Genomic DNA, 26,068 nt, shown 5'->3' with positions numbered 1-26,068 from the left:
GGAGCTGCTTCGTCAGCCGCCGCGCGAAAGGCCGCCGAATAGTCGCTTGACGAGACCGCCCTTGCGCGCCGCGGCCACGGGCGCCTCGATCTTGCTGGTATCGAGCTTGCGAGCGAATTGCTCGAAGGACTCGAACACCAGCAATCGGGCGTCGACACGCCGACCGGTGCGCGCATGCAATTGCGCGATGACTTGCAGCGCTGAGAGTGAATCCCCGCCCAGATCGAAGTAATTGTCCTGGGGCTGGATGTCGCCAGCGGGGATGCCCAGCAGCGGACTCCAGATTTCCGCCAGCAGTTGCTCGCTTGCAGTCAAGGCGCGGCGCTGTTGCCGCGGTTTGACGTTCGGCGGCGGCGTTTGATCGGGGATGGCAGCGGCTGCCAGATGAGCCAGGGCGCGAGCGGAGGGCGACGCGGCCGAGTCGAGCAGTTGACCGACGGTTTGATCGGGCGCAGCGATCAACCTTTGCACGAGTTCGAGGAAGCGCTCGCGAAGATGGGTCGCCGTGGTTTCGGTGTAGATGTCGGCGTTATAGGTCATCCCGCCTTCCAGGCCGCTCGGTACTTCCATGAGCCACAGGCCGAGGTCTTCGGTGGCGCCCTTCTGGAAGATGAGGATGCTGCTCTGAATCAGTTCCCCCCATTGACGTGGACGTTCGCGTGCATCCTGGAAGGAAAACAACACCTGATACAGCCCGGCCTGTTTGGAGCGTGCCAGCATCTCAGGCTCCATGGCGAGGCGCTCGAAGGGAATGTCCTGGTAGTTGAGGGCGTTGAGGAATTCCTGCTTGACCCGGCGCAGCAAGGCGGTCACAGTTTCGTCGGGATCGAGACGCAGTTGAATGGGGATGAGGTTATTGAAGAATCCCATCACCGATTCGATTTGAGCAAGGGTGCGTCCCCGCACCGGTACCCCCACGGAAATGGTTTCACTGCCAGCCGTCTGCGCCATCATTGCGGCATAGACGGCAAGGGCGAGGGTGGTCATGGTCACGTCGGCCTTGCAGCTGATCGCGCGCAGCGATTCCGTCGAGGTCTTGTCGATGCGTACCCATGCAGATGCACCCTCGCCCGTCATGCCTGCCGTGCGCGGCTTGTCGGTGCTGGGCGCCTTGGGTGTTGGCAGGCTGTTGATGTGGGCGTTCCAGGCATGGAGTTGCTGGGCGAAGGCTTCGCTTTGCATCCATTCGGCCTGCCACTGCGCATAGTCGGCATACGTTCCCGGCAATGGGCGCGGTGCGGGGGGCGTATTTGCAACCATGGCGGTGTATTCCGACGCTAATTCCTCATACAGCAGATCGAAAGACCAGCCGTCCCAGATGATGTGGTGCGGCATGAACAGGAACGCATGCTCTGACGGGCCTAGCTTGAACAGGGCGGCGCGAAACAGTGGGGCCTGATGAATGTCCATGGGCTGATCGACGATGGCCTGCATCTGACGCATCAACTCGGCTTCGCGCTGTTTTTCCGCAATGCCGCTGAGATCGGTGAACGGGATTGCAATCTTCAGTTCGTCCTGAATGACCTGAGTGCGGCTGCCATCAGCCTCCTTCTGAATGAAGGTGCGCAGGGCGGGTTGCCTTTGCACCATGGCATGAAACGCACGCTCAAAGGCCGCAAGGTCGAACGGGCCACGCAATCGGTGCGCCGATGGCGTGTTGTAGGTCACCCGTCCCGGATGAAGCTCCTCCATGAATGCGATGCGCTCCTGCTGTGCAGTCAGGGGAGCAGTCTTGCGCGTTGGGTCATGCCGGAATACGGGGTATCTGGCCTTGCCATCGCCGAGCCGTTGCGCAATCTCGTGCGCCATGCGCTCGGCTGTCGGCGCTTCAAAGACCAAGCGGAAGGGAAGATGCAACTGAAAGGCATTGTTGAGTTGTGCGATCAGTTGCGCGGCCAGCAGCGAATGTCCGCCCAGGGCGAAAAAGTCGTCATGCACACTCAGCGCGGGTAGCTTGAGCACCTTCTCCATGACGGTCATGACGGTTTGCTCAACATCGTTGCGAGCTGCAACGCGGCTCGGTGCGGCCACGGTCTGGTCGGGCTGTGGGGCTGGCAGACGCTTGCGGTCGATCTTGCCGTTGGGCAGCAGGGGCAGTTTGTCGAGGGCGACGAAATGCTGCGGCATCATGTAGGCGGGCAGGCTGGCGGACAGATGGGCGCGCAGCGCGGCGGCGGTGGGGGCGGTGTGGCCCTGCGGCGGCACGACGTAGGCGACCAGGCGGGCGTCGCCCGGGGTGTCTTCGCGCACCAGGGCGACGGCCTGGGCCACGTCGGGGTGCTGCGTCAGGTGCGATTCGATGTCGCCCAGCTCGATGCGAAAGCCGCGCAGTTTGACCTGGAAGTCCAGCCGCCCGAGATGTTCGAGCTGGCCGTCGTTACGCCAGCGGCCACGGTCGCCGGTGCGGTAAAGGCGCGCGCCGGGTTCGGTGGAAAAGGCGTCGGGGATGAAGCGCTCTGCGGTCAGCGTCTCGCGCCGCCAGTAGCCGAGCGCGACGCTGGCGCCGCCGATGTGGATTTCACCCGGTACGCCGATGGGGCAGAGCTGTCCGCGCTGATCGAGCACCCAGACCTGGGTATTGGCCAAGGGGGTGCCGATGGCGATGCCTGCGGGGTCTTCCTGGACCCGCCAGCAGGTGGACCACACGGTGGTTTCCGTCGGGCCGTACATATTCCAAACTTCGCCGCTGCTGCGCAGCAGCTGCGCGGCGAGGTCGGCGGGCAGGGGCTCGCCGCCCACCAGGGCCTTGAGCTGTCGATTCCCTGACCAACCCGCACTGAGCAGCAGGCGCCAGGTGCTGGGGGTGGCTTGCAGTGCAGTGACTGGATGGCGTTCGAGCAGGTCGCGCAGGGCGAAGCCGTCGGCGGCCTGTTCGCGGCTGGCCAGCAACACGGTGGCGCCGTTGGCGAGCGGCAGCAGGAGTTCGAGCACGGCGATGTCGAACGACAGCGTGGTCACGGCCAGGAGCATGTCGCCAGCCTTGAGCCCGGGCCTTTGGGTGACGGCCAGCAGAAAGTTCACCACGGCGCGGTGCGGCAGCATGACGCCCTTGGGTTTGCCGGTGGACCCCGAGGTGTAGATCATGTAGGCCAGTGACTCGGGGGTGGCGTCGCGCTCGGCATCGGGCTGTGGCGCGGTGTCGGGCTGGGCGGCGATGATGGCGGCGTCGGCATCGAGCCAGAGGCTTTGCTCGCGCGGCCAGGGCAGGGCTTCGGCCGAGGTGGATTTGGCGATGAGCAGGGCGAGTTCGGCATCTTCGGCCATGTCGGCCAGCCGCGACGTTGGAAAGCTAGGGTCGAGCGGCACATAGCCCGCGCCCGCGACGAGCACGCCCAGCAACGCGGGCAGCATGTCGGCGTCGCGCGGCAGGCACAGGCCCACGCGGCTGCCGCGCTGCACGCCGCGTGCGCGCAAGGCATGGGCGATGCGATGGGCCTGCGCCCAGAGCTGGGCGTAGGACTGCGGCACGCCGCCTGCGATCTGCGCAGTGGCCTCGGGCGTGCGCAGGGCCTGGGCGTGCAGGAGCTGGTGCAGCATCAGGCCGGGGGGCAGCGGCACCGCGGTGGCGTTGAGTTGCGCGAGCTGCTGACGGTCGGCCTCGGTGACGATGTCGATGCTGCCCAGGGCTTGCTCGGGCGCGGCGCAGAGTCGGCTCAGCAAGGTCTGATAGCTCGCCAGCCAGCGGCGCACGGTGATGTCGTCGAACAGGGCGGCGGCATATTGGCATTCGAGCTGCAGGCCGCCATCGGGCAGAGGCACGGCGTTGACGAACAGCTCGAAATTCTCGGCCTGCCGCGGGTTGGACGAGACGTTCACCCGCAGTTCGCCGAAGCTGCGCAGGTCGATGGCCTGATCGAGGTTGAACATGACCGGCGCGAGCGGCACGCGCGAGGCGTCGCGCTCGATCAGCAGCTTCTGCAACAGGGTGCCGAAGGTGTAGTGCTGGTGCTCGAAGGCATCGAGTACGGCCGATTGCACCGCGGGCAGCGACTGCGCCAGCGGCGCGGCGGCATCGGGCATGAGGCGCAGGGGCAGCAGGTTGACGCCGTGGCCGACGACCGTCTCGAAGCCCGGCAGGGTTTGCCCCGCAGCGGGCACGCCGACCACCACGTCGTCATTGCCGGAGAGCCGTTGCAGCAGGGCGCCGAAGGTGCAGAGCAGGGTCGAGAACAGGCTGGCGCCGGATTTGGCCCCGAGTTGGCGCACGCCCGAGACCAGGTTTGCGGGCAGGACATGATCGATGCGCCTGGAGCTGAACACGCGCGTGGCCGGGCGGGTGTGGTCGCAGGGCAGTTCCAGCACGGCGGGCACGGTGGCGTATCGGCCGAGCCAGTAGGCCTCGTCGGCGCGATGGGCTTCTGTGCCCTCCCGCTCGGCCAGCGCCTGGGCGAAGGAAGCGAAGCTGGCGGGCGCATCGGGTTCTGGCGCTTCGCCCCGCTGGGCTGCGTAGAGCGCGCCGATCTCGCTGACCAGCACGCCGAACGACCAGCCGTCACAGACGATGTGATGCGCGCTGAGCAGCAGGGCGACGTGATCGTCGGCCAGCCGCAGCAGGCGGGCGCGGAAAAGCGGGCCTTGCTGCAGATCGAAGGGCGTGGAAACGGCCTGGGCTGCGGCCTGGCTCAGGGCGGCGTCGCGCTGATCGGGCGCAAGCCCGCGCAGATCGTCCACGGGGATGTCGAGCGCCAGATGCGCGGCGATGAGCAATTGCTGGCCATCGGCGCTCAAGGTGGCGCGCAGAGCGTCGTGTCTGTCGGTCAGGTTGCGCACTGCGGCGCTGAGGGGTTGCAGATCGAAGGCGCCATGAAGATGGAGGGTGATCGACTCGTTGTACGCCAGCGTGGCATCCCCGCCGAGCTGGCAGGCCAGCCAGATTTCGCGCTGGGCTTCGGTGGTGGGCACCACGCGGGCGACGGGCGCGGCGTCGGCGAAGGGGTCATAGTCGACCGCTGTAGCGGACGAGGCGTGGGAGAGGTCGTTCATCATGCGTCCAGGCGGAGATACTTGCCGGGTTGATCGGGGTTGGGGACGAACCAGGCGGGGTTGCCGCTGGGGTCTTTGCCGATGCGCGCGCCGGGCACGGGCGGGCGGCTGGCATCAAAGGCGGCGGGGGCCGCATCGGCGTGGCGGGGAATGAAGTCGGCTTCCTGCAACTCGGCCACGGCTTCCTTGAATGCGGTCTTGATGACGGCGATGTCCTGCGGGGTGTGGGCGGTGGTGAGGAAGCAGGGGAAGTTGTCGAGGATGTGCACGCCGCGGCTGCGCATCATGGCAAACAGCAGGTCTTGCATGGGGTGGTCTTCGGTGAAAAAGATTTTCCACACCGAGGAGAACGATTTGAGAACGATGGGGGCGCCCACTTGGCGGCAGTAGGCGTTGAGTTCGTCCACCATGGCGGCGGTGGAGGTGGTGAGGGTGTGCTGCAGTTCGGGGCCTGCGGCCTTGAGGTGCAGGAGCACGGCCTTGGCCGCGGCCAGGGCTAGGGGGTGGCGCACGAAGGTGCCGGCAAAGTAGGTCACGCCCACGGTGGGCACGGAGTCGTCGCCGTATTGCCACTGGCCGCCGTCGAGCGCGTCCATGAACTGGCGCTTGCCGGCGATGACGCCGATGGGGAAGCCGCCGCCCACGACCTTGCCGTAGCTCACCAGATCGGCGCGGATGTCGAACAGCGCCTGGATGCCGCCGGGATGCGAGCGAAAGCCCGTGACCACTTCGTCGAAGATGAGCAGGGTGCCGGCCTGCGCGGTGAGGTCGCGCAGGGCGTGGAGGAATTCGCGCGGCTGGAAGTCGGGGCGGCGGCTCTGTACCGGCTCGACCACGATGGCGGCGAACTCGTCCATGCGTTCCTTGAGGGCGGCCAGGGTTTCGGGGGTGCCGTAGTCGAACACGACGACGTTTTCCGAGGTGTTGGGCATGATGCCCGGCGCCGCGGGAATGGAGCGGCCCTTCTTGGTGCCGCGCACGATGACTTCGTCGAAGATGCCGTGATAGGCCCCGGCGAAAATGGCGATCTTGCTGCGGCCGGTGACGGTGCGGGCCACGCGCACGGCGCCCATGACGGCCTCCGAGCCGGTGTTGCACAGCGCGGCGCGGTCGGCGCCGGTGAGCTCGCAGATGAGCTCGGCCACTTCGCCCGCCAGCGGGTGCTGGGGGCCGATGTCGTAGCCGTCGTCGAGCTGCTTGCGCACGGCGTCGACGATGAAGGGCGGTTGCCAGCCGAACAGGCTCATGCCGAAGCCGCTGAGGGCGTCGACGTACTCGTTGCCGTCGAGATCCCACATGTGGCAACCGGCGGAGCGGGCGATGACGATCTGGTAGATGATTTCCTTGAGCTGCGGGCGGAAGCCGTTGACCACGCGCGGGTCCGCCAGATGCGGGCGGTGGCGTACGGTGTAAGCCTTGGAGGCCTTGGTGCGCTCGATGTAGCGGCGCATGAAGGCGTCGAGCCGCGCCTGCTGTCGGGCGCTGAGTTCGCCGGTGGGCGCGGTGTGGATGCGGGCGATGGCGCCGAAGGCCTTTTTCACGTCGTACTTGGCGTTGGCGTTGGGGCTTTCGTCATCGGCGGGCGGGGCGCTGGCTGCGGCGGGCGCTTCTGGCGATGGCGCGGGCGCCGCCGGGGCGGCTGGAGCAACCGTGACGGCTTGCTGCGCCTGCGGTGCAGCCTGCGCATCGGCCACGACCGGCTGGGCGAATGCCCCGGGTGCGCCGCTGGGCAAGCCGCCAAGAAGGGCGAGCTGCTGCGCCATCAGTTGCATCTGCTGGGCGATGAGCTGCTGCATGAAGGGGGTGTTCGCAGCCGCAGCCGGGGAGACGGGCATGGCTTGCGGGACGAAGGCGGCAGGCTGGGGCATGGCGAAGGCTCCTGCGGGTGGTGCGAGGGGGGCGTGCGGCGCGACGGCGGGCTGGGCTGCGGGTTGGGGCGTGGACTGAGGTGCGGTTTGGGGCGCTTCGGGCGGAAGCTGGCTGTCGATGTGCCGCGCCAGGGCGTCGACGCTGCGGTACCGTTCCATCAGGTCGCGGAAGGTGATGGGCAGGGCGAAGTCTTTTTTGATCTGCAGCGCGGCCTGGGTGAGGGTGAGCGAATCGAGCCCGAGTTCGACGAAGGCGGCGGTCGGGTCGGTGTCGGCCAGCTCGACGCCAGAGCTGTCTTCGAACAGGGTGTTGAGGCGGGCGATGAGCGTAGGCAGGCGCGAGGCGGCTTGGGTCATGGCGGCAGTCGTCGGAATGGAAATGGAAGAGGCGGCAACGATGGAGGCGGCAGGCGGGGTGCTGGTTGCAGCGCTTGCAGGTGCTGCGTTGGGCTGCAATGCGGTGGGTTGGGGCAGGGCGGGCTGGGGCGCCACGGCGGCATCCAGCCAGTAGCGCTTGCGCTCGAAGGGGTAGGTGGGCAGGAGGATGCGCTGGCGCCTTTCTGCGGCGTCGAACCAGGGCACGTCGTGACCCAGCGTCCAGAGCTGGCCCACGGCGCTGGCGAGTTGGCGCAGCTCGCTGGCAGCCGCGTCGTGCAGGCTGGGCAGGGCGATGGGTGCGCTTTGACCTGCGGTGCCGTGTTGCCGCATCAAGGCGCTCAGGCTGCCGCGCGGCCCGCATTCGACGCCGACCAGCCCGGCATGCAGCGCCTGCGCCGTGCGCACTGCGCTGGAAAAGCGCACGGTATCGCGCAGATGCCTGGCCCAGTAACCGGGGTCGGTGGCCTGCTCGGCGCTGAGCACCAGGCCGGTGCGGGTGGAGATGATGGTGCGCTGTGGCGCTTGCAGTGCAACCTGCCGTACCGCTGCCTCGAACGGTGGCAGGGCCGCATCCATCATCGCGGAGTGGAAGGCGTGCGAGGTCTGCAGCGGGCGGTTGACGATGCCCTCGGCGTCGAGCCGCGTCAGCAGCCGGGCGATGGCGTCGAACGGCCCGGCCACCACGCTGGCCTGCGGGCCGTTTTCTGCCGCGAGGTCGAGATCGGCGTCAAGATAGGGCGAGAGCGCGCTGGCCGCAAGCCGCACCGACAGCATGGCGCCCGGCGGCTGCGCCTGCATGAGCTGGCCGCGCAGGGCCACCAGGGCGGCGGCGTCTTCGAGCGAGAACACCCCGGCCAGCACGGCGGCGACGAATTCACCGACCGAGTGGCCGATGAGCACGCTGGGCTGCAGGCCGCGCTGAAGCCACCACTGCGCCACGGCGTACTCGACGCAGAAGGTGGCGGGCTGGGTGACGGCGGTGGGTTGCAGCGCCGTGGCATCGCTGCCGAACAGCAGGGCTCTGAGGTCGTACTCGGTGTGCGGGGCGAATGCGGCAAGGGCAGCATCGAGCGCTTCGCGGAACTCGGGCAATGCGTCGTAAAGGCCGCTGCCCATGGCCGCATATTGCGCCCCCTGACCCGGAAACAGCAGGGCGACGGGCGGGGGCGTGGCCGGTGCCTGGCGCTGCGCGCGCAACGGTGCCTGCGCTTCGCCGAGGGCGCGCACGGCGTCGGCGGCATCGTCGGCTACGACGGTGAGGCGATGGGCAAAGGCCTTGCGGCCGACCCGCAGGGTGTACGCGGCATCGCCCAGCGGGGTGTCGGGGTGAGCGCCGAGATGGGCGGCAAGCTGGGTGGCGCGCTCGGCAAGGGCGCTGGCGCTGCGCGCTGAAAGCCGCAGGATGAACGGCCCTTGAGCAGGGGTGCTCGGTGCAGGCAGTGGCGCTTCTTCCAGAATGGCGTGGGCGTTGGTGCCGCCGACGCCGAAGCTGCTGACCCCGGCCAGGCGCGGCTGCGCGTCGCGCGGCCAGGGGGAAAGGTCGGCGTTGACGATGAAGGGAGTCTGCTCCAGCCCGAGCCTGGGGTTGGGCGCGTGGAAGTGCAGGGTGGGCGGGATGGTGCCGGTTTGCAGCGCCAGCGCGATCTTGATCACCCCGGTGGCCCCGGCGGCGATGACCGTGTGGCCGATATTGCTCTTGGCCGAGCCGATGCGGCAGAACTGGGTGCGGGCGGTGGTCTGGCGGTAGGCTCGGGTGAGCGCCTCGATTTCCACCGGGTCGCCCAGCGGGGTGGCGGTGCCGTGGGCCTCGACGTAGCCGATGGCCTCTGCGCCGACGCCTGCGGCGGCCAGCGCCGCAGCCACCACGGCGGACTGCCCGTCCACGCTGGGGGCGGTGAAGCTGGCCTTGCCGCCGCCGTCGTTGTTGATGGCGACGCTGCGGATCAGGGCGTGGATGGTGTCGCCATCGGCCAGGGCATCGGCCAGAGGCTTGAGCAGCACCACGGCGGCGCCGTCGGAAAACACCGTGCCCTGCGCGTTGGCGTCGAAGGTGCGGGTGTGGCCGTCGGGCGAGAGCATCGCGCCCTCTTGGTAGAGATAGCCGCTGTCGGGCGGGCAGGTGATGGAGACGCCACCGGCCAGGGCCATGCCGCACTGGCCGCTGCGCAGACTGTCCACGGCCTGGCCGATGGCGACCAGCGAGGTGGAGCAGGCGGTGTGCACGCTCACCGCCGGGCCGGTGAGGTCGAGGCGGTTGGCGGTGCGGGTGGCGATGTAGTCCTTCTCGTTGGCGAGCATGACCTGGAACTCGCCCAGGCGCCGCACCTTGTCGGGATGGGCGCTGACATGGCGCTGAAAGTAGGTGGCGTTGTACATGCCGGCAAACACGCCCACCGGCGTGGCGGTCTGGCCGGGCACATGGCCTGCGCGCTCCATGCACTCCCAGCACAGTTCGAGGAACACGCGCTGCTGCGGGTCCATCAGCTCGGCTTCGAGCGGGCTGATGCCGAAGAAGGCAGCGTCGAAATCGGCCACGCCGTCGAGCACGCCGCGCGCCGCGACATAGGCCGGATCGGCGCGCAAGTCGGCGGGAATGGCCGGGTCGAGCTCGTCGGGGCGGAAAAAGCGTATGCCTTCGCGGCCTTCGGTGAGCATGCGCCAGAAATCCTCCACGCTGGGCGCGCCGGGGAAGCGCCCGGCCATGCCGATGATGGCGATGGGCTCGTCGCGCAAGGCGTCTGCCCTGTGATCGGCGCGGTGGGCGGCGGTGAGGCGGTTGGCGGCGACGCCAACCTGACCGCCGATCTGCGCGGCGATGCCTCGCGGGGTGGGGTCGCCAAAAAACGCGGCGACGCTGAGCTGGCCCTGGCCGCGCTGGCGCAGCGCAGTCAGGGCGCGTAGCACCAGCAGGGAATTGCCGCCGAGGGTGAAGAAGTTGTCCGATGGGCCTACGTGATCCAGACCGAGCACCTCGGCGAACACCGCGGCCACTTCCTGCGACAGACCTGCCGATGGATCGGAGACGGCAGCGCCGGTTTTGGAGATGCGCGTCGGCGCGGGCAGGGCCTTGCGGTCGAGCTTGCCGTTGAGGGTGACGGGCAGGCGGTCTAGGGCAATGAGGTGGGCGGGCACCATGTAGTCGGGCAGAAGCGCAGCCAGGGCGCTGCGCATGGCGCTGAGGTCGAGCACCGCGCCGCTTTGCGCCACGACATAACCAAAGAGTTGCGGACCCAGCGCGGCGTCGCGGTGCAGGTTGACGGCGCAGGCCTGCACGCCGGGCTGTGCAGCCAGCTTGGCCTCGATCTCGCCCAGCTCGATGCGATAGCCGCGAATCTTGATCTGTCCGTCGGCGCGGCCGATGTAGTCGAGCGCGCCATCATCGCGCCAGCGCACCAGATCGCCGGTGCGGTAGAGCAGGCCGTCGGCGTCGAGCGGGTCGGCCACGAAGCGCTCGGCGCTCAGTTCGGGGCGGTTCAGATAGCCCTTGGCCACGCCCCGCCCGCCCACGCACAGCTCGCCCACCATGCCGCGCGGCAGCAGCGCGCCTGTGGTACCTGAACGGACGAACACCTGCGTGTCCTGAATGGGGTAGCCGATGGGAATGGCCAGGGCGTCGGGGGGCAGCGCATGCGGAATACGGTAGGTGGCCGTGAAGGTGGTGCACTCGGTCGGGCCGTAACCGTTGATCAGGGCGGTTTGCGGCAGCGCCTGCAGCGCGCGACGAACGTGGGCGACCGACAGGGCCTCGCCCCCGGTGAGCAGATGATCGAGGCCCTGGAACCAGTGCGGGTCGTCATCGACGATGGCGTTGAACAGCGCCGCGGTCAGCCACGCGCTGCGCACACCGTGGCGCGCGATGCTGCGGGCGATGCCGGGGCCGGTGGGGATCGACTCGTCGTGCAGCACGCAGCAGCCGCCGTTGAGCAGCGGGCCCCAGATTTCGAGCGTGGAGGCGTCGAAACCCAGCGGCGCGGCGTGCAGCATGACGGTCGAGGCGTCGAGCGGCATGAAGGTGGCATCGACGACCAGGCGCAGGATGGCGCGGTGGGGAATGGCGATGCCCTTGGGTTCTCCGGTGGAGCCGGAGGTGTACATCACATAAGCCGTCCCCTCTGGCGAGCACGGCACCTCGTCGAGCAAGGGCGGCGCATCGGCGTCGTTCAACAAGTTCTGGAGGTCGAGGGTCTGGAGCCCGGCGGGAAACAACGCGGCCGTCTCGGCCTGAACGAGCGCGAGGCGGGCAGCCGCATCCCGCACCATATAGGCCACGCGCTCGGGTGGAAACTTCGGGTCGATGGGCAGATAAGCGGCACCAAGCATGAGTATGCCGAGCACCGTGGCGATGGCAGCGGGTGAGCGATCGACACACAGCGCAACCACGTCACCTGGCGCCACACCATGCGCCTGCAACGTCGCCGCCACGGCCCGCGCCTTGGCGTCGAGCTGGGCGTAGCTCCACTGACCATCTTGCCAGCGCAGCGCCGGAGCGTCGCCGTGCTGGGCGCATATCTTGCCAAAGCGTGCAGGCACGCTGAGTGCGGTCGGCGCGGGGCGCCTGGGCGGGTTGAGCGCAAGAAGGGCGGCTCGCTGTTCGGCATCGACCAGATCGAACTGTTCGACTGGCCGCATGGGATCGCGCTCGATGGCGCGGGCGACGGTGAGCACCGCGCGCAACAGCGATTCGGCCCAGGACGCCGGATAAAACCCGGAGGAGAGAACAGCGAGGGTTTGCCGCTGCGGGTCATGAATGAGCAGCAGGGCTTCGGGGAGCAGCGCCGGGGCGTCGTTGGCCTGAGTAGGGTCGAAAAGCCAGATCAGATCGGTGGATGCATCGTCAGGCGTCTCAGTGGGCGGATGAGCCAGATGTTCGCGCAGGCGGTCGATGAGGCCTTGAGCCGTCTCGCCGGGCGCGGCCACCACCGGGAACGACTGACCCGGTCGCACCAGCACCCGTAGCGGCGCATCGGGGCCGCAAAGCCTTTGCAGGGTGATCGCGGCCGCCGCGAGCAGGTGATGGGCCGATGCGTGACCCACTTCAAGCTCGACTCGATAAGGCGTGCGATGTGCTTCAGGCGCGAGCTGGGCGAAATCGCCGAGACGGGACTGGACACTGCTGCTGTTTGTAGGACTGTGCATGGCTGCCACCACCGAAGGCTTGGGTCGGCACTCGTCCGAACCCCCCGTTCGGCAGCCTCCGGCCATGAGGGCATTGCACAGCGTCGGCGGCGGTTTGACTAGGCCTCAAGCAGGGGAGAGGGGCGATCCCGTTGCGATTTCCGGGAATTTCTCACCGAATTCGCCAGAAAAGATGACGGTGCAAACCTATGCCATCAGTTAGGCCGCTTGGGTTCGGCCCCGTCCAGGCTGCCGCAGCGCGGCATGGGGGCGGTTCAATAGGCGTAGTAGCCGTAAGGCGAACCCGCTTTCGGTCCGCGGCTCTGGTTGAGCAGGGTGTAGACCATCGGGTGGTCCTGCAGCATGGTGAGCGATTGCTGTACCGTGCCCTGGTGGGTGCGCCCGGCCTGTACGACGAACAGAATCTGGCCGGCATGCAGCGACAGCGCGCGGGCTTCGGCGGAAGGCAGCAGCGGGGGCGCGTCGAGGATGATGACGCGGTCGCGGTAACGATGGGCCATTTCTTCGAGCAGCAGGTCCATGGTGGCGCTGGCGAACAGCTCGGTGGCCTGGGCGCTGGGCGTGCCCACGGGCAGCACGGCCAGCTTGGGCACGTTGGTGGCGAGGATGAGGTCGGACAGGTCGAGCTCGGGATGCAGCAGCTTGTCGATCAGGCCCTGCGCGGGGGCGATGCCCAGACGTTCGAGCAGGGTGCTGCGCGAGGGGTCGGCGTCGACCAGCAGCACGGTGTGATTGAGCTCGGCGGCGATGCTCATGGCGAGGTTGGCCGCGACGAAGGTCTTGCCTTCGCCGGGCAGCGAACTGGTCACCATGATGAGGTTGGGCCGGTCGATCTTGGTCGAGGCTGCGCCGGTGATGTTGCCCAGCAGCGGTCGCTTGATGACGCGAAACTCGTCGACCAGCAGAGAGCGCGTGGCATGCGGCACGATATAGCCTTGGGCCGCGAGCCGGCTGAGGTCGATCTCGACCTGCTTCGAGCGGGTGCCCATGTCTTGCGGCTTGGCGCTGCGCGCCGCAGGACTGGCGGGCTGGGGCGGCAGCGGGTGCACGCTGGGCGCTGCCGCTGGGCTGGCGGCGGGTGCGCCGGACACAAAGGGCGACGGTGCGGGTGCCGTGGCTTCGGTGGGCGGCGCGGGAGTCCAGGGCACGTCCACGCCTGCGGTGCGCAGCTCTTCCAGACGTTTGACGGCTTGTTCGATGGTGCTCATGGTGTTTCCTTAGACGCCGACCTGCCGTGTGAAATGCGCCCAGATGGCCCAGAGCAGGCCGATCAGGACCATCCCACCCACGCCCAGGGCGAGGTTCAGGTTGTTGCGTTTGTCGTGCGCGAGGATGTCGGGTGAATTCAGCATGGATATGCTGCCAAGCACAGGGCGGTCGATGGATTCCCGCAGGTGGCGCGGGCTGTGAAAGGTCGGCATGACCTGGGAGACGATGAAGCTCGCGGCAACGCCACAGATCAGCGCAAAGAGCACCAGCAGGGCGATGAGCATGGGTTTGCTCGGGAACAGCGGATGGTTTTCCACGCGCGGCGGATCGACCACGCGGAATACGGCGAGTTGCGAGGACGCATCCACCTTCTGCGTGAGCCCGGCCGACTGGCGTCGCGCCACCAGGTCGTCATAGCTCTTGCGGATGACGTCGTAGCCGCGCATCAGCTCGGCGTATTGCTGATCGAGCTCGGGCATCTTGCCGGCCTGGCTGCGCAACTGGCTCAGGCGGCTCTGCGCTTCGGCCACCTGGGCCTGCAGAGAGGCGACATTGGCGTCGGCCTGGGCGACCTGCACCCGCAACTGCTGATAGGCGGGATTGGCGGCGCTGATGGTGTTGAGGGTCGGGACGGGCTCGCCGGTATGGGCGGGCTGTTCTGCCGCAGCTTTCAGGCGCGCCTTCTTTTCGGCCTCCAGTCGGGCCAGGGTCTGGCGGGCGGTGATGACATCGGGATAGTCGTTGGTGTAGCGCTGCAGCAGATCGTCCAGCCGGTTGCGCTGCTCCTGAATGCGTCGTTCGACATCGAGAACCGCGGCGGGAACTCCGGGCGCCGCTGGCGCGGTAGCGGGCGCCATGTAGGGCGCGGTGACGCTGATGGTCGGGGACTCGCCGCGCATTTGCGCGCTGATGGCATTGCGCGCGGCAATCGCGGCGCTGAGTTGACCTTGCAACTGGGAGAGCAGATCGGAAGTCTGGTTGACGCGGGTGTAGTAATCGACGTTGGCGGCACCGGAATAGCCCGGATGCTGGGTCTTGAAATCCTTGAGCTTCTGCTCGGCCGCGGTGAGCCTGCGGCCGTAGTCGGCCACTTGCGCGTCGAGAAACTTGAGTGCCTGCTCGGTATCCTGCTGCTTGCCGCCTATGCCCGAGGCGAGGAACATGTTGACCAGATCGGTGACCACCTTGAGTGCGACCTTAGGGTCGGGGTTGGCGTAGCTGACGCCGTAGAGGTTTTCGCGGGCGTTGATGTTGAGCTTGAGATTCTTGTTGAGCGCATCGACCGCACGGCTCATGACGTCGGGACTGGCGTTGTCGGGGGCGAGATGGTTTTCGCGGACCAATCTTTCGATATTCGGCCGCGCCAGCAGGGTGCGGGCCACCATGGCGACCTGATCGTCGATATTGGGTTGCACGGTCAGGCCCTGCATCAGCGGTTTGAGCAGCGTCTGGGTATCGACATAGACGCGGGCGGAGGCCATGTAGCGCTCGTGGAACAGCGCCACGCCGACGCCTCCGAGCACCATGATGACCCAGGCGGTGAGCAGGCCCACCCATCGCCTGTCCCACATGCCGGGCAGGAGGTTGAACAGAGGACGCAGTAAGTCGTTCATGGTGTGACGTCTCAGAGAAATGTGGGGGCAGGGCTGCCGGAGGGTGCGCCGTTCATGCGTGGGTCTCCAGGGTTTCGAGCACCTGGTTTTCCCACTGGGTCATGAGCCAGGTCTCCAGCGCCTGCGCGATGCGGTCGGAAGCCTTGCCGTCGCAGTTGAAAGGGTTGGGACGCGCCTTTCGATCGCCCTCGAGAATGTCGCCCATCGCCTGGAAGATGCGGCGGAAGTCTCGCCCGACAACTTGATTACTGCCTTGGCGGAGGGTGTGCGTGCGGGCGCAATGGTCTTGCAGGGTCAGGCAGGGTATGCCCAGGTGCGAGCTGGCGTCTTGCAGGTTGGCGCGATCGGTCAAGAGGCAGGTGGCCTGCCTGAGCAGGGCGAGGGTCTGACCATAGGGCCGTTCGGGCACGCAGGCGACGCGGGCACCACGCAGGGCATTGCTCAGCCCGTATTGCAGCATGCGGCTGTGGGTGGCGGCGGGCATGGGCCAGATCACGGGAAGGATGCGACTCAGGCGCTTGGCGTTGGCCAGCATGTCGATCATCTTTTCGCGCGAGGCCGACCATTCGGCGTCTTCGAGCACGAGCAGCGCGTAGCCCTGCGCGTTGGAAAGGTAGGTCTTGGGCACGCCGATGTCGGGCGCGAATTGTTTGGGGTCTGGGGCCTGGGCGATGGCGCCAAGCGTGGCATCGATGCGCAGATTGCCGACGACGCGGATGGACTCGGGCGCGATGCCGTCGTGCGTCAGCAAATCGGCACCTCCCGGATCGAGCGTGAGATGCAGGTCGGTCAGCTGGTCGATCAGGATGCGGTCGATCTCTTGCGGATCGGCGCGGTCGCCGTGGCGCAGCCCCGACTCGATGTGCATGTGCGACAGGCGCCGACGCTTGGCCATCAGCGCCGCGGCCAGTGCGGCATCGCCGTGAGAGAAGGTCAGCACGGCGGTGGGCCGGTAGGTCTCGAAGATCTGATCGAGCCAGTTCGTCCACACGGCCAGGCCGGGCTGTTCTTCCTGTGCATCGGGCAGCAGGGCGAGATCGATTTCCGCCAGGGCCGGGTCGTTGGCAACCGCCGATGTGGCGAGGTGTTCAAGGCCGACGAGCAGGGGCGCTGGCAGGCCGACGTAGACCTTCATCTTCTGCATCAGCGGGTGCAGGGCAATGCGGTCTTCCTGCGTCTGGGCGATGCAGATCAAGGGCCCGGGTTCGCCGGGTTTGGGCGGCGCGGGCGCACGGGTCATCGCTTCGGCGACATCACGCAGGATGGGCAGTTCGGCCAGACCTTGCGGGGCTTGCGACGGCGGTGCATTGGGCTTGGCCGCAGGCGCGGGGGTGTGCACCGGCGCGGTGATCGTGGGCGCGTGGGGCTCCACGGGGTCGGCCGGGCGCATCAGGCCGCCGATTTCTTCGCGAATCTCGCGGGCCACGGTATCGACGCGGGTCGCGTCGATCTGCTCGATGTTGTCGAGAAAGGCCGAGAGCAGCAGCCGGTTGCAAAGCATGTTGATGCGGCGCGGCAGTCCTCCCGTCCAGTCGTGGATGGTGGCAAAGGCGGCGTCGTCGAACTGCGGACGGCCGGTCCATCCCACCCGCTTGAGGCGGTGGATGATGTAAGCGCGGGTTTCGTCTGCGTCCATCGGGCCGATGTGGCAACTGGCGATGATGCGCTGGCGCAGTTGCTCCAGATTGGGCGCGCGCAGCACCTCGCGCAACTCGGGCTGACCGACGAGATAACTCTGCAGCAGGGCGCGGTTGCCGTACTGGAAATTGGACAGCATGCGCAATTCTTCGATCGCGGCCGGGTTGAGGTTTTGTGCCTCGTCGATGACCAGCAGGGCGCGCCGGTTCTGCAGCATCAGCGTGGTGAAGTGCGCCTCGATGGCGGCCAGCAGCTCGGCCTTGGAGGCGTTTTTCGACGGAACCCCGAAGGCATTGGCGACCGCGCGCAGCAGGTCGTCGGCTTCGAGCTGGGTGCTGACGATCTGCGCAGCAGCGACCTTGGTCGGGTCGAGTTCATTGAGCAAGGCGCGCACCAGGGTGGTCTTGCCCGCGCCGATCTCGCCGGTGACGATGATGAAACCCTCGCCTTGCATCGCGCCGTAGCGCAGGTATTGATGCGCGTAGTTGTGGCCCTTGCTCTCGAACAGAAAGCTCGGGTCGGGATTGAGCTGGAACGGAGGGGCGCTCAGGCCAAAGTGGGCTGCGTACATGGGCCGGAGATCAGAACTGATGGGTCAACCCGGCGTAGATGGCCGACTCGTTAGCATTGAGAATGCCGGTATTGGCGGTGTCGAGCAGTTGCCTGCGGGCACCCACCACCAGCAGGGTCTTGGGCGACAGGCGGCGTGAGACCTGCACGATGAAAGTGGTCTGACGGATGCTCACGCCGGTGTTCAGGCCGAAGCCCGTGTTCAGCGCCCGCAACACGCCGACATTCAGGCTCATTACCGGAGTGAGCCTGCGGCCGTAGCTGAGGCCGACGCCGTTCTGCACATAATCGGCCGAGGCCAGCAACAGATAGTTCAGCGGCTTGGAGCCCGGCAGGATCAGGTCTTGGGTCTTGGTGTGGAACAGGCTGGCCGCATAGCTGTTGCGCTGGTCGAGCAATACGGCGGTGGCGGTGAGCGTGTCCTGCAGCGTGGCCGACTGGGTGTAGTAGTTGATCGCGTTGGGCAGGGTGGACGGCAGCCCGGTGACCGACAGCAGGTTCTGCACCGCGCGGGCGCGGGCCGCGGGGTCGGGATATTGCGAGGCCAGCATGCCATCGAGCAAATTGGACAGGCTTACTCCGGACGGAATGGTCTGCAACCCGGCCAGGAAGCTGGAGGGCGCGCGGTTCCAGTTCAGCCGCAGGCTGAGGCGCGCAATCTGCTGCGAGGCATTGACATTCCAGCCGGTGCCAAAGAAACGACGCTCCACCACGCCGTCCACACGGGTGAACACATTGGGCTGCCAGCGGGCCTGCACGCCGTAGATGCTGTGCCCCAGGCTGTCGTAAGACGTGGAGTAATGCTCGTAGCCGCCGATCAACCCGGCCTCGAAATGCGGTGTGAAGGCAAAGAGCGCACGGGCCCGCGCGATCTCGTCACGCACGGTGAGCGAGCCGCTGGTGGTGTAGACGGTTTCCTCCTGCCGCGCGTCGAGACCCCAGCCGAAGGGTGTGGGACGACGGTCGAGCTGGACCGATTGCACGCTGTAACGGCCGTTGCTCAGCGCTTGTCCGGTCTGGTTGCCGCTGATGTGCGTCCAGGTGTTGTCGCTGCGTGCGCGCAGTCGAAGGTTGTCGTCGAAGCGGTGGTCGATGTAGGGGCTGACGCGATATTGGGTTGTGGTGTAGGTGGCGGTGCCGGTGCCCTGCGCCGGAATGGTGAGCAGGGCGTTTTGCTGCGAGGTGATGCCGGCATCGAAATACAGCCACTGATCGACCAGCCGCGCACTCAGCCCCAGCACACCCGACGGCAGCACCGTGTTGCTGTAGGAGCCGCGGGCGTAGTACTGGGCATTGAGGGCGAAGTTGCCGAAGGTGCGCAGATCGGGGCCTTCGGTCTGGAAGGCGATGCCGGGCGTGATACTGATGATGGTGTCCGACTTCGCCGGGGTGGAAGTGCCGAAATACGCATTGCTCGTCTGCACCACCGACATGCCAAGTGACGGTTGCACGAAGTTGCCGCGCGGCACTGGCGCGCTGGCCGCATCCAGCGGGGCGGCCAGTGCGCCGCCCGTTTCATTGCCCTGAAAGGCCTCCGGCAGACCCAGGCCACCAGGCACGGCGGTATTGAGACCCGGAATGGCTCCGGGCACCGTCTGCGCCGAGGCCGCACCGGCATGCAACAGGCACAGGGCCAGCGGGGTCAGCGCGAAAAGGACTCTGTGGCGAAGGGCTGTTTGCATGGTGGGTGTCGGATTGGAGGTAAGCGCTGCGTGGCGGTTCAGAACATGCTTTGCGGAATGATGATGACATCACCCGGCTCGACCGGCACGTTGGCCGACATCTCACCGCGCTTGAGCAGATTGCCGAGCTTGATGCTGTAGGTCTTGCCGTGGCGCTCGAGCACGGCAGCATTGCCGTCGGCGAACTCGGTAAGGCCTCCTGCGGCGATCATCACGTCGAGCAGGGTCATGTTCTCGCGGTAGGGAATGGCGATGGGGCGCACGGCCTGGCCGACGATGCGGATCTGCTGGCTGTACGGGCCATGAAAGCCGGTCACCACCACCGACACGACAGGATCACGCACGTATTTGGACAGGCGTTCCTCGACCTCCTTGGCGATTTCGCCCGGAGTCTTGCCCGCGGCTTGCACATCGGCGGCCAGAGGCGTGGAAATCCGGCCGTCAGGGCGCACCTGGATGGACATGGACAGATCGGGGTTGCGCCAGACGTTGACGTTGAGCGTGTCGCCGGCGCCGACCTTGTAGTGATAGGCGCCCTGGGTGATCTTTTGCGGTGCGGGCGGGTAGTTGTTGGCGGCGCACGCGCCGAGCAGCAGCGCGGCAAACGAAGCCAGGGCCAGACGCCAGAAACTGCTAAAGGGATTGCGATGGAACATGCTCGTCCTCGGTAATGTCGGTGGAGAAGTGTGTAACACCGCCAGATTGTCAAAGGCCAGTGTCGAAGGAACAAGCCCTTATTTGATCGGGTTTCACCCATCTGGCGCTGTGAAATTTCTCACGTCCTCTGGGGGATTGACTTGCCACTGCCCAGGCGGATGCCTCCATCGTTGCGCTTTACCACCCAAATGCGGGGGGCAGGCTGCCACAAACGACAACGCCCGGAACAAGTCCGGGCGTTTGATGCTGCGTCGCAACAATCGGCTCAACCCAGGCGTGCGCCTGAGTGCCGGTGTGCGTCAAAGGTTGCAGATTGCTTACTGCGGCAGGCCGACCGTCGGGTTGCCGAGGTTGGTCCACTCGATCATCGAGCCGGTGTAGAGCTTGGAGTTCTTGTTGCCCAGGATTTCGTGGGTGACGAACCATGCACCGGAAGCCAGGTGGCCGGTGTTGCAGTAGGTGATGGTCTGAGCATCCGGCTGGATGTTGAACTCGGCGTAGATCTTCTTGTAGTCGTCGGCGCTCATGAACTCATGCGCGACGCCAACCGGCTTGACGATGGCATCCGTCGGGAAGGAACGCGCGCCTGGCAGGTGACCACCCGTCTTGTTGATCGGCTTTTTCACAATGCCGAGGAACTGAGCGGTGGGGCGGGCATCGACGAACTGATCCTTGCCGCCTTGCAGGCCTTCCTTGACTTGCTGCATGGTGGCCAGAATGGCCTTGTCTTCAGCGCCAGCGGTCCAGTCGCCCTTGGTCATGGTCGGCTTGTCGGTCGAGACGGGCATGCCAGCCTGCAGCCAGGACGCTACACCGCCGTTCAGGATGGCCACTTTGTCACGCGGTTCGCCGAAGTAGCGCAGTTGGAAGTACAGGCGGGTCGCCATGTCCATCGAGTCCACGCTGTTGCCCTCGGGCACGATGACCAGGGGCTTGTCGACCTTGTTCAGACCTGCGGTGTCCATTGCCTTGGTGAAAAAGTCGGCGGTGGGCAGTTGGGCCTTGATCTTGACGCCGTCGATGGTCTTTTCTTCGCGAATCTTGCCGAAGTCGACGAAGGCCGTCGTTCCGGCAATGTAGCCGCCGACCTTCACCAGGTCTTTCTTGTTGGTCTTCTTGTCGACCTCGAACTTGGGCTCTTCGGTCAGCGTTTTGAGGTCATCGCGGATATCGACGATGACGACTTCGCTCTTGTGCTCGTTGAGCCATTGCGGGGTGACCAGCGGGCCGGGCAGGGTGGCTGCACCGGCGGTTTGGGCGGCGGCAACGGCGATGACGCTCATGCCGATCAGATGCTTCAGTTTCATGTTGGCTCCTCGTCTGAGATGGTGGAACTGCATTTTCAGGGCGTGTACCCGCCCGGCTCACTTCAGGGCGCTTGCGCGCCTGACCTTACTTCTGGGCGCTTGCACCCAGTTCCTCCAACGCAAGAATCTGCGTTGAAAAATCGATACGGCACTGGCTCAGGATGTGGGTGCGCCGGTCTTCCGACCAATGCGTGCGTCCACCTGATTCCAGAGCCTTGATGCGGGCGTCTCGCAGATGGATCACCAGATCGATCTGCGGACGAAAAAAAGCAAACACGGCATCGAGCCAGAGACCGACCTTGTGGGGCCTGGCGTCTTTCAACTCGGTCTGCCGCGCCATGGCGCAGACGCGATCGGCGTCTTCCCAGCATTCGGCTGTCACCCACTGGTTGGTCGTAAAGACGCGCAGCGGCATGCCACGCGCGTCCACCGAGAGCCCGGCAATGTGGGTGTAGCGCTGCTCATGCGGGCAGGTGGCACGGTCGTTAGGGGCAAACACGTGAAAATGGCCGTGCTCGCCCTTCATGCGCTGCGAGGCAGCGTGCGCGTGGTAGTAGAACAGGGCGCCGCTGCGGCTCTTGGCATCGCGCTTGGGATAGTGCTCCCACTCCACATAGGGCGTGGAGCCGATGATCTCGGAGATCACCGTCTTGCCCTTTTGCAGCATGGCCTGCGTCGCCTCCAGGGCGCGCTGACCTGCGGCATACAGATCGCTTCGCTCTTGCTCGGTCAGATCGCGCAGCAGTTCGGCAGTGTGGCGCCGACCCTTGGGGGCATGACCGGACAAAAGGGAAGTGGACTGGATCATGGGCTGGTGTGGCGCCGCTGCCGATGTTCGGCATGCGGCGCCATGGTGGGGATCAGCTTACTTGGAAGGCGCGCAGGGGTTGCTGCCCTTGGAGGGAGCGCAGGGGTTGCTGCTCTTCTTCTCCATTTTTTTTTCCATTTTCTTGGACGGTGCGCAGGGGTTGCTGGGTGCGCAAGGATTGCTCGAAGCGTGTGCAACGCCGGTGGCCGACAGGCTCGACAGGGCCTGGGGCATGGGGGCGACGACGGCAGCAGCCAGGGCCAGGGCGGGAAGGGCTTGAGACAGTTTGATGATGCGGGCTTTAGCCATGTGTAACTCCTGAAGAGTGGTTGAAATACAGAGACGCTGTTCAGATGCGGCCCTGTCCGTGAACAACGTACGGACAGGGTTTGCCGCTGACAACGCGGGTCAATTTAACCGTTTTGTGCGGCAAATGAGCCAGATGCCTTGCCCGCCTTGCGCGTGGACATGCCTGTGCGGGTGAGATAGCCCACGATGACCAGCACGGCGAACAGCAGGCCCCATACGGCCCAGGCCGGCAGGTGCAGCAGTTGCGGCAGGGTGAGGCCGTCCGGTCCGACCTGCTTCCAGGCCCAGCTTTCGATTGAACTGAACACCGAATTGAAGCCCAGGGTGCCGATGGCGATGCCCAGCAGGAAGACCAGACCGTCGAGCTTGCCCGAGAACAGGGCCACGATCGAGGTTCCGGGGCAATAGCCGCCGACGGCCATGCCCACACCGATCAGCACGCCGCCGAGCGAGCTGCCCCAGATGAAGACCGAGGGCACGAACATGTCGCTGACCTGAATGACGCCCAGACCCTGAAGCAGGTAGAGGCCACCGGCGGACACCAGAATGGCGGTGAACATGACCTTGAACACGGCCCAGTCCTTGAACCGAAGCTGGGCGGTGAGCTTGCAGCCACTGCCGAAGCCGGCGTTTTCAAGGACGTAGCCGAAGATCAGGCCAAGAATGATGCCCGATACCGGGCCGGTGTATCCAAGAGGGAAGCTCATTTCCAGAGTCCTTTCGTCAGTTGGCCGAAGACGATGCCAGCGATGAAAAAGCCGATGAGGAACAGAAAACCGGCAGCTGCCAGCGTGGCCGAGCCGGACAGGCCCATGCCGCTGGTGCAACCCAGTGCCAGGCGGGCACCGAAACCGGCGGCGATGCCCCCGATCACGGCGAGCACCAGTCGCAGGCTACGGCCAGCCTGGGTGGGACCGTCAACTTGAAACTTGAAGCGGCCTGCCAGCACGCTGCCGATCAGCGCGCCGATGGCCAGGCCGACGACTTCCCAGACGATCCAGCGGTCGAGGCCGACTTCGAACAGGTTGTGCAGGTAGGTGTGGGCGGCGACCGTGTTGGGGTCGACCTTGCCAGCCACGGCCGCCGTCGCCAGCGTGGTGGCGCCGGTCACGCCGTAGCCGTTGCCGGTGACGAGAAAGGTGGCCAGAAGGCCCAATCCGAGCAGCACTCCGGCCACATACGGGTTCCAGAGTGGACGAGGGGTATTGCGCATGGGTAGGCATCCTCCAGGTGAAGTGCGGCGGCCTCTGACGGGACATCCGCTTGCCCGATCGGATGATCAGGCTTGTCTCAAATCAAGTATAGAAAGGATTACGCAATGCTTCCGGGAGTATTAGGGTTTAACCAGACTAGGACTAACACCGATGCATGAATTTGAAATTTGCGTTTAATCAAGGAATTCCGGTCGGCTCTCTGGAATCCCCGGAAAGTGTAGGGCGGTATAGATATGCTTGAATTCGTGGGCGTAATCATGCGGAAATCGGCGATCCCGGTCGTCGAAGGGGGCGGATTGCGAGTCACAGGGGTTTTGGGGGTGTTCGGCCGAGATCTGGAAGACAGGCTTCGGCCCTCAGCCTTTGAGAACGCCGCCCGAGCGCATTCGGGCATTGCTTAGATTTGCACACAGGAGACCAGGGTATGGCACATATCGTTGTTATGGGCGCTGGCATCGGCGGCATGCCGGCCGCCTACGAGTTGCGCGAAGCGCTCGGCAAAGCCCACAAGGTCACGGTGATCAACACCGTGGATTATTTCCAGTTTGTTCCTTCCAATCCGTGGGTGGCCGTGGGCTGGCGCAGCCGCGACGAGGTGATCTTCGCCATCAAGCCCTATCTCGAGCGCAAGGGCATCGATTTCATTCCCAAGGCGGTGACCAAGATCGAGCCCGAGAGCAATACGCTGACATTGCAGGACGGCGCCAAGGTCAACTACGACTACCTGGTCATCACGACGGGCCCCAAACTCTCCTTTGAGGAAGTGCCGGGCGCTGGGCCACACGGGGGGTACACCCAGTCAATCTGCAGCATCGACCACGCCGAGAAGTGCTACGCCGACTATGAAAAGCTGGTGGCCAACCCTGGCCCGGTGATCATCGGTGCGATGCCCGGTGCGAGCTGCTTCGGCCCAGCCTACGAGTACACCATGGTGCTCGACACCGCGCTGCGCAAGAAGAAGATCCGCAACAAGGTGCCCATCACCTATGTGACCTCCGAGCCTTACATCGGCCACCTCGGGCTCGATGGCGTGGGCGACTCCAAGGGCATCATGGAAAGCGCGTTCCGCAGCCACGACATCCGCTGGATCACCAATGCCAAGACCACCAAGGTCGAAGACGGCAAGATGTTCGTCGATGAGCTGGACATGCAGGGCAACGTAGTCAAGCAGCACGAACTGCCGTTCAAGCACTCGATGATGCTCCCCGCCTTCAAGGGCGTGGACGCGGTGGCGGCGGTGGAAGGTCTGTGCAATCCGCGCGGCTTCGTCATCGTCGACCAGAACCAGCGCAGCCCGAAGTACAAGAACATCTACTCGGCCGGCGTGTGCATCGCCATTCCGCCCACCGGCCCCACCCCGGTGCCCTGCGGCGTGCCCAAGACCGGCTACATGATCGAGTCGATGGTCACCGCCATCGTGCACAACATCGAGGAAGAACTCGCGGGCAAGCAACCCACGCACCGCGGCTCCTGGCAGGCCATCTGCCTGGCCGACTTCGGCAACACGGGTGCGGCCTTCGTCGCCATTCCGCAGATTCCGCCGCGCAACGTCAACTGGTTCGGCGAAGGCAAGTGGGTGCATCTGGCGAAGATTGCGTTCGAGAAATACTTCATCCGCAAGATGAAGAAGGGCAATTCCGAGCCGATCTACGAAAAATACATGATGAAGCTCATCGGTATGGAGCGCCTGCTTCACCCCGAACGCAAGGACTGATCCGTCCGCTGTGTTGAGTACAGCCCGCAGTCGATCAGGACTGCGGGTTTTTTTTCGTCCCCCCAGACTGCGCAATGGCGTGGCGGCGAGGTTAGGCTGTGGACTTGCTGATGTGACGCGCCATGACGTGCGCAGAGAGACGACGATGCTGTTTTCCCTTTTGATTTTTCTGGTGGCCGGAGCTTCGGCGGGCTTCCTCGGCGGGTTGCTGGGGATCGGCGGCGGGCTTTTGCTGGTGGCGGCGCTGAGCTTTGCGCTGCCGGCGCTGGGCATTCCGAAGGACGAAGTGATCCATGTGGCGGTCGCCACGTCGATGGCGAGCATCGTGCTCACTTTCATCTCCTCGGCCACCGCGCATATCCGCCGGGGCGGGGTGATGTGGCCGAGTTGGGCCTGGCTTGCGCCAGGCATGGTGGTCGGCGGCTTTCTGGGCGCGCATCTGGCGCAGATGCTCAGCGGGCAGGCGCTGCGCTATGTGATCGCGGGGTTTTGCGCCTTGATGGCCGTGCAGATGGCCTTGGGGAAAAGCCGCAAGGTGGCAGAGGGGCAGGAGCATGTGCCGCGCTCACCCTGGCTGCTGCCTGCGGGGGCTGGTATCGGCGCGGTCTCGTCGATCGTGGGGATAGGTGGCGGGTCGATGACGGTGCCGCTGCTGGTGGCATTAGGCGTCAAGCCTGTGAAGGCGGTGGCAACGAGCACCGTGTGCGGTCTGGCCATCGCCATTTCCAGCGCGCTCAGCTACATGCTTTCCGTCCATGCGCCAGTGCATCCGCTTCCCGCGGGCGCACTGGGCTATGTATTCTTGCCAGCAGCGGCGGCCACGGCAGTGGCCTCCATGGCGTTGGCACCTTACGGCGTGCGGGTGGCGCACCGCATCTCGGGGGCTTCGCTCAAGCGGGTGTTCGCTGCGTTTCTGGTGGTGGTGGGCGTGCTGATCGCGCTGGGCGGTTGAGACGGATCGCGTACCATCACTACGACCGAG

At 65.8% G+C, this 26,068-nt stretch carries 14 protein-coding genes; 2 read left to right on the top strand and 12 right to left on the bottom strand.

Annotation, left to right across the window (positions count from 1 at the left end; translation table 11 throughout):
- Window positions 1-12: 12 nt before the first annotated feature.
- From ASC45_RS10785 to ASC45_RS10730, 12 genes are all read right to left on the bottom strand, one after another.
- Entirely contained in the window at window positions 13-4,983 is a 4,971-nt protein-coding gene (locus ASC45_RS10785; protein ID WP_055451040.1) for a non-ribosomal peptide synthetase, read from the bottom strand.
- A complete protein-coding gene (locus ASC45_RS10780; RefSeq protein ID WP_245610028.1) occupies window positions 4,983-12,365 on the bottom strand; it encodes a polyketide synthase in 7,383 nt (2,460 codons plus the stop codon). The genes ASC45_RS10785 and ASC45_RS10780 overlap by 1 nt, the downstream gene beginning before the upstream one ends.
- Window positions 12,366-12,619: 254 nt before the next feature.
- A complete protein-coding gene (locus ASC45_RS10775) occupies window positions 12,620-13,573 on the bottom strand; it encodes an XrtA-associated tyrosine autokinase (RefSeq protein WP_055451038.1) in 954 nt (317 codons plus the stop codon).
- A 9-nt stretch (window positions 13,574-13,582) separates the two neighbouring features.
- Window positions 13,583-15,187: an XrtA system polysaccharide chain length determinant gene (locus ASC45_RS10770; protein ID WP_055451037.1), complete on the bottom strand. Its 1,605-nt coding sequence runs from the start codon at window positions 15,185-15,187 to the stop codon at window positions 13,583-13,585.
- Between the two features lie 52 nt (window positions 15,188-15,239).
- Window positions 15,240-17,396 carry an XrtA/PEP-CTERM system-associated ATPase gene (locus ASC45_RS10765; RefSeq protein ID WP_055451036.1) on the bottom strand — a complete coding sequence of 719 codons (2,157 nt, stop codon included), beginning with the start codon at window positions 17,394-17,396 and terminating at the stop codon, window positions 15,240-15,242.
- A 10-nt stretch (window positions 17,397-17,406) separates the two neighbouring features.
- On the bottom strand, window positions 17,407-19,077 hold the full coding sequence (locus ASC45_RS10760; protein WP_055451035.1) for a TIGR03016 family PEP-CTERM system-associated outer membrane protein: 1,671 nt from the start codon (window positions 19,075-19,077) through the stop codon (window positions 17,407-17,409).
- A gap of 38 nt (window positions 19,078-19,115) precedes the next feature.
- Window positions 19,116-19,733: an XrtA/PEP-CTERM system exopolysaccharide export protein gene (locus ASC45_RS10755; RefSeq protein ID WP_055451034.1), complete on the bottom strand. Its 618-nt coding sequence runs from the start codon at window positions 19,731-19,733 to the stop codon at window positions 19,116-19,118.
- Between the two features lie 318 nt (window positions 19,734-20,051).
- The gene (locus tag ASC45_RS10750) at window positions 20,052-21,041 is read right to left on the bottom strand and encodes a sulfurtransferase (protein WP_055451033.1); all 990 of its coding nucleotides are present in this window, start codon (window positions 21,039-21,041) and stop codon (window positions 20,052-20,054) included.
- A gap of 85 nt (window positions 21,042-21,126) precedes the next feature.
- Complete coding sequence (locus ASC45_RS10745) at window positions 21,127-21,849, bottom strand: DUF6969 family protein (protein WP_055451032.1); 723 nt, start codon at window positions 21,847-21,849, stop codon at window positions 21,127-21,129.
- 57 nt (window positions 21,850-21,906) lie between these two features.
- Window positions 21,907-22,158 (bottom strand): hypothetical protein, encoded by a 252-nt coding sequence (locus ASC45_RS15530; RefSeq protein WP_072243041.1) that lies wholly within the window; start codon window positions 22,156-22,158, stop codon window positions 21,907-21,909.
- A gap of 104 nt (window positions 22,159-22,262) precedes the next feature.
- Entirely contained in the window at window positions 22,263-22,865 is a 603-nt protein-coding gene (locus ASC45_RS10735; protein WP_055451030.1) for a YeeE/YedE thiosulfate transporter family protein, read from the bottom strand.
- On the bottom strand, window positions 22,862-23,371 hold the full coding sequence (locus tag ASC45_RS10730) for a YeeE/YedE thiosulfate transporter family protein (protein WP_055451029.1): 510 nt from the start codon (window positions 23,369-23,371) through the stop codon (window positions 22,862-22,864). Before ASC45_RS10730 ends, ASC45_RS10735 begins: the two co-directional genes overlap by 4 nt.
- A 425-nt stretch (window positions 23,372-23,796) precedes the next feature.
- Between ASC45_RS10730 and ASC45_RS10725 the strand changes: the two genes are divergently transcribed.
- Window positions 23,797-25,086, top strand: a complete 1,290-nt coding sequence (locus ASC45_RS10725; protein ID WP_055451028.1) for an NAD(P)/FAD-dependent oxidoreductase — start codon at window positions 23,797-23,799, stop codon at window positions 25,084-25,086.
- Between the two features lie 145 nt (window positions 25,087-25,231).
- Window positions 25,232-26,038 (top strand): sulfite exporter TauE/SafE family protein, encoded by an 807-nt coding sequence (locus ASC45_RS10720; RefSeq protein ID WP_055451027.1) that lies wholly within the window; start codon window positions 25,232-25,234, stop codon window positions 26,036-26,038.
- The last annotated feature ends 30 nt before the right edge of the window (window positions 26,039-26,068 follow it).

Source organism: Thiomonas bhubaneswarensis, assembly GCF_001418255.1.
Lineage (GTDB): Bacteria > Pseudomonadota > Gammaproteobacteria > Burkholderiales > Burkholderiaceae_C > Thiomonas > Thiomonas bhubaneswarensis.
This window is presented reverse-complemented; position numbering and strand designations above follow the sequence as displayed.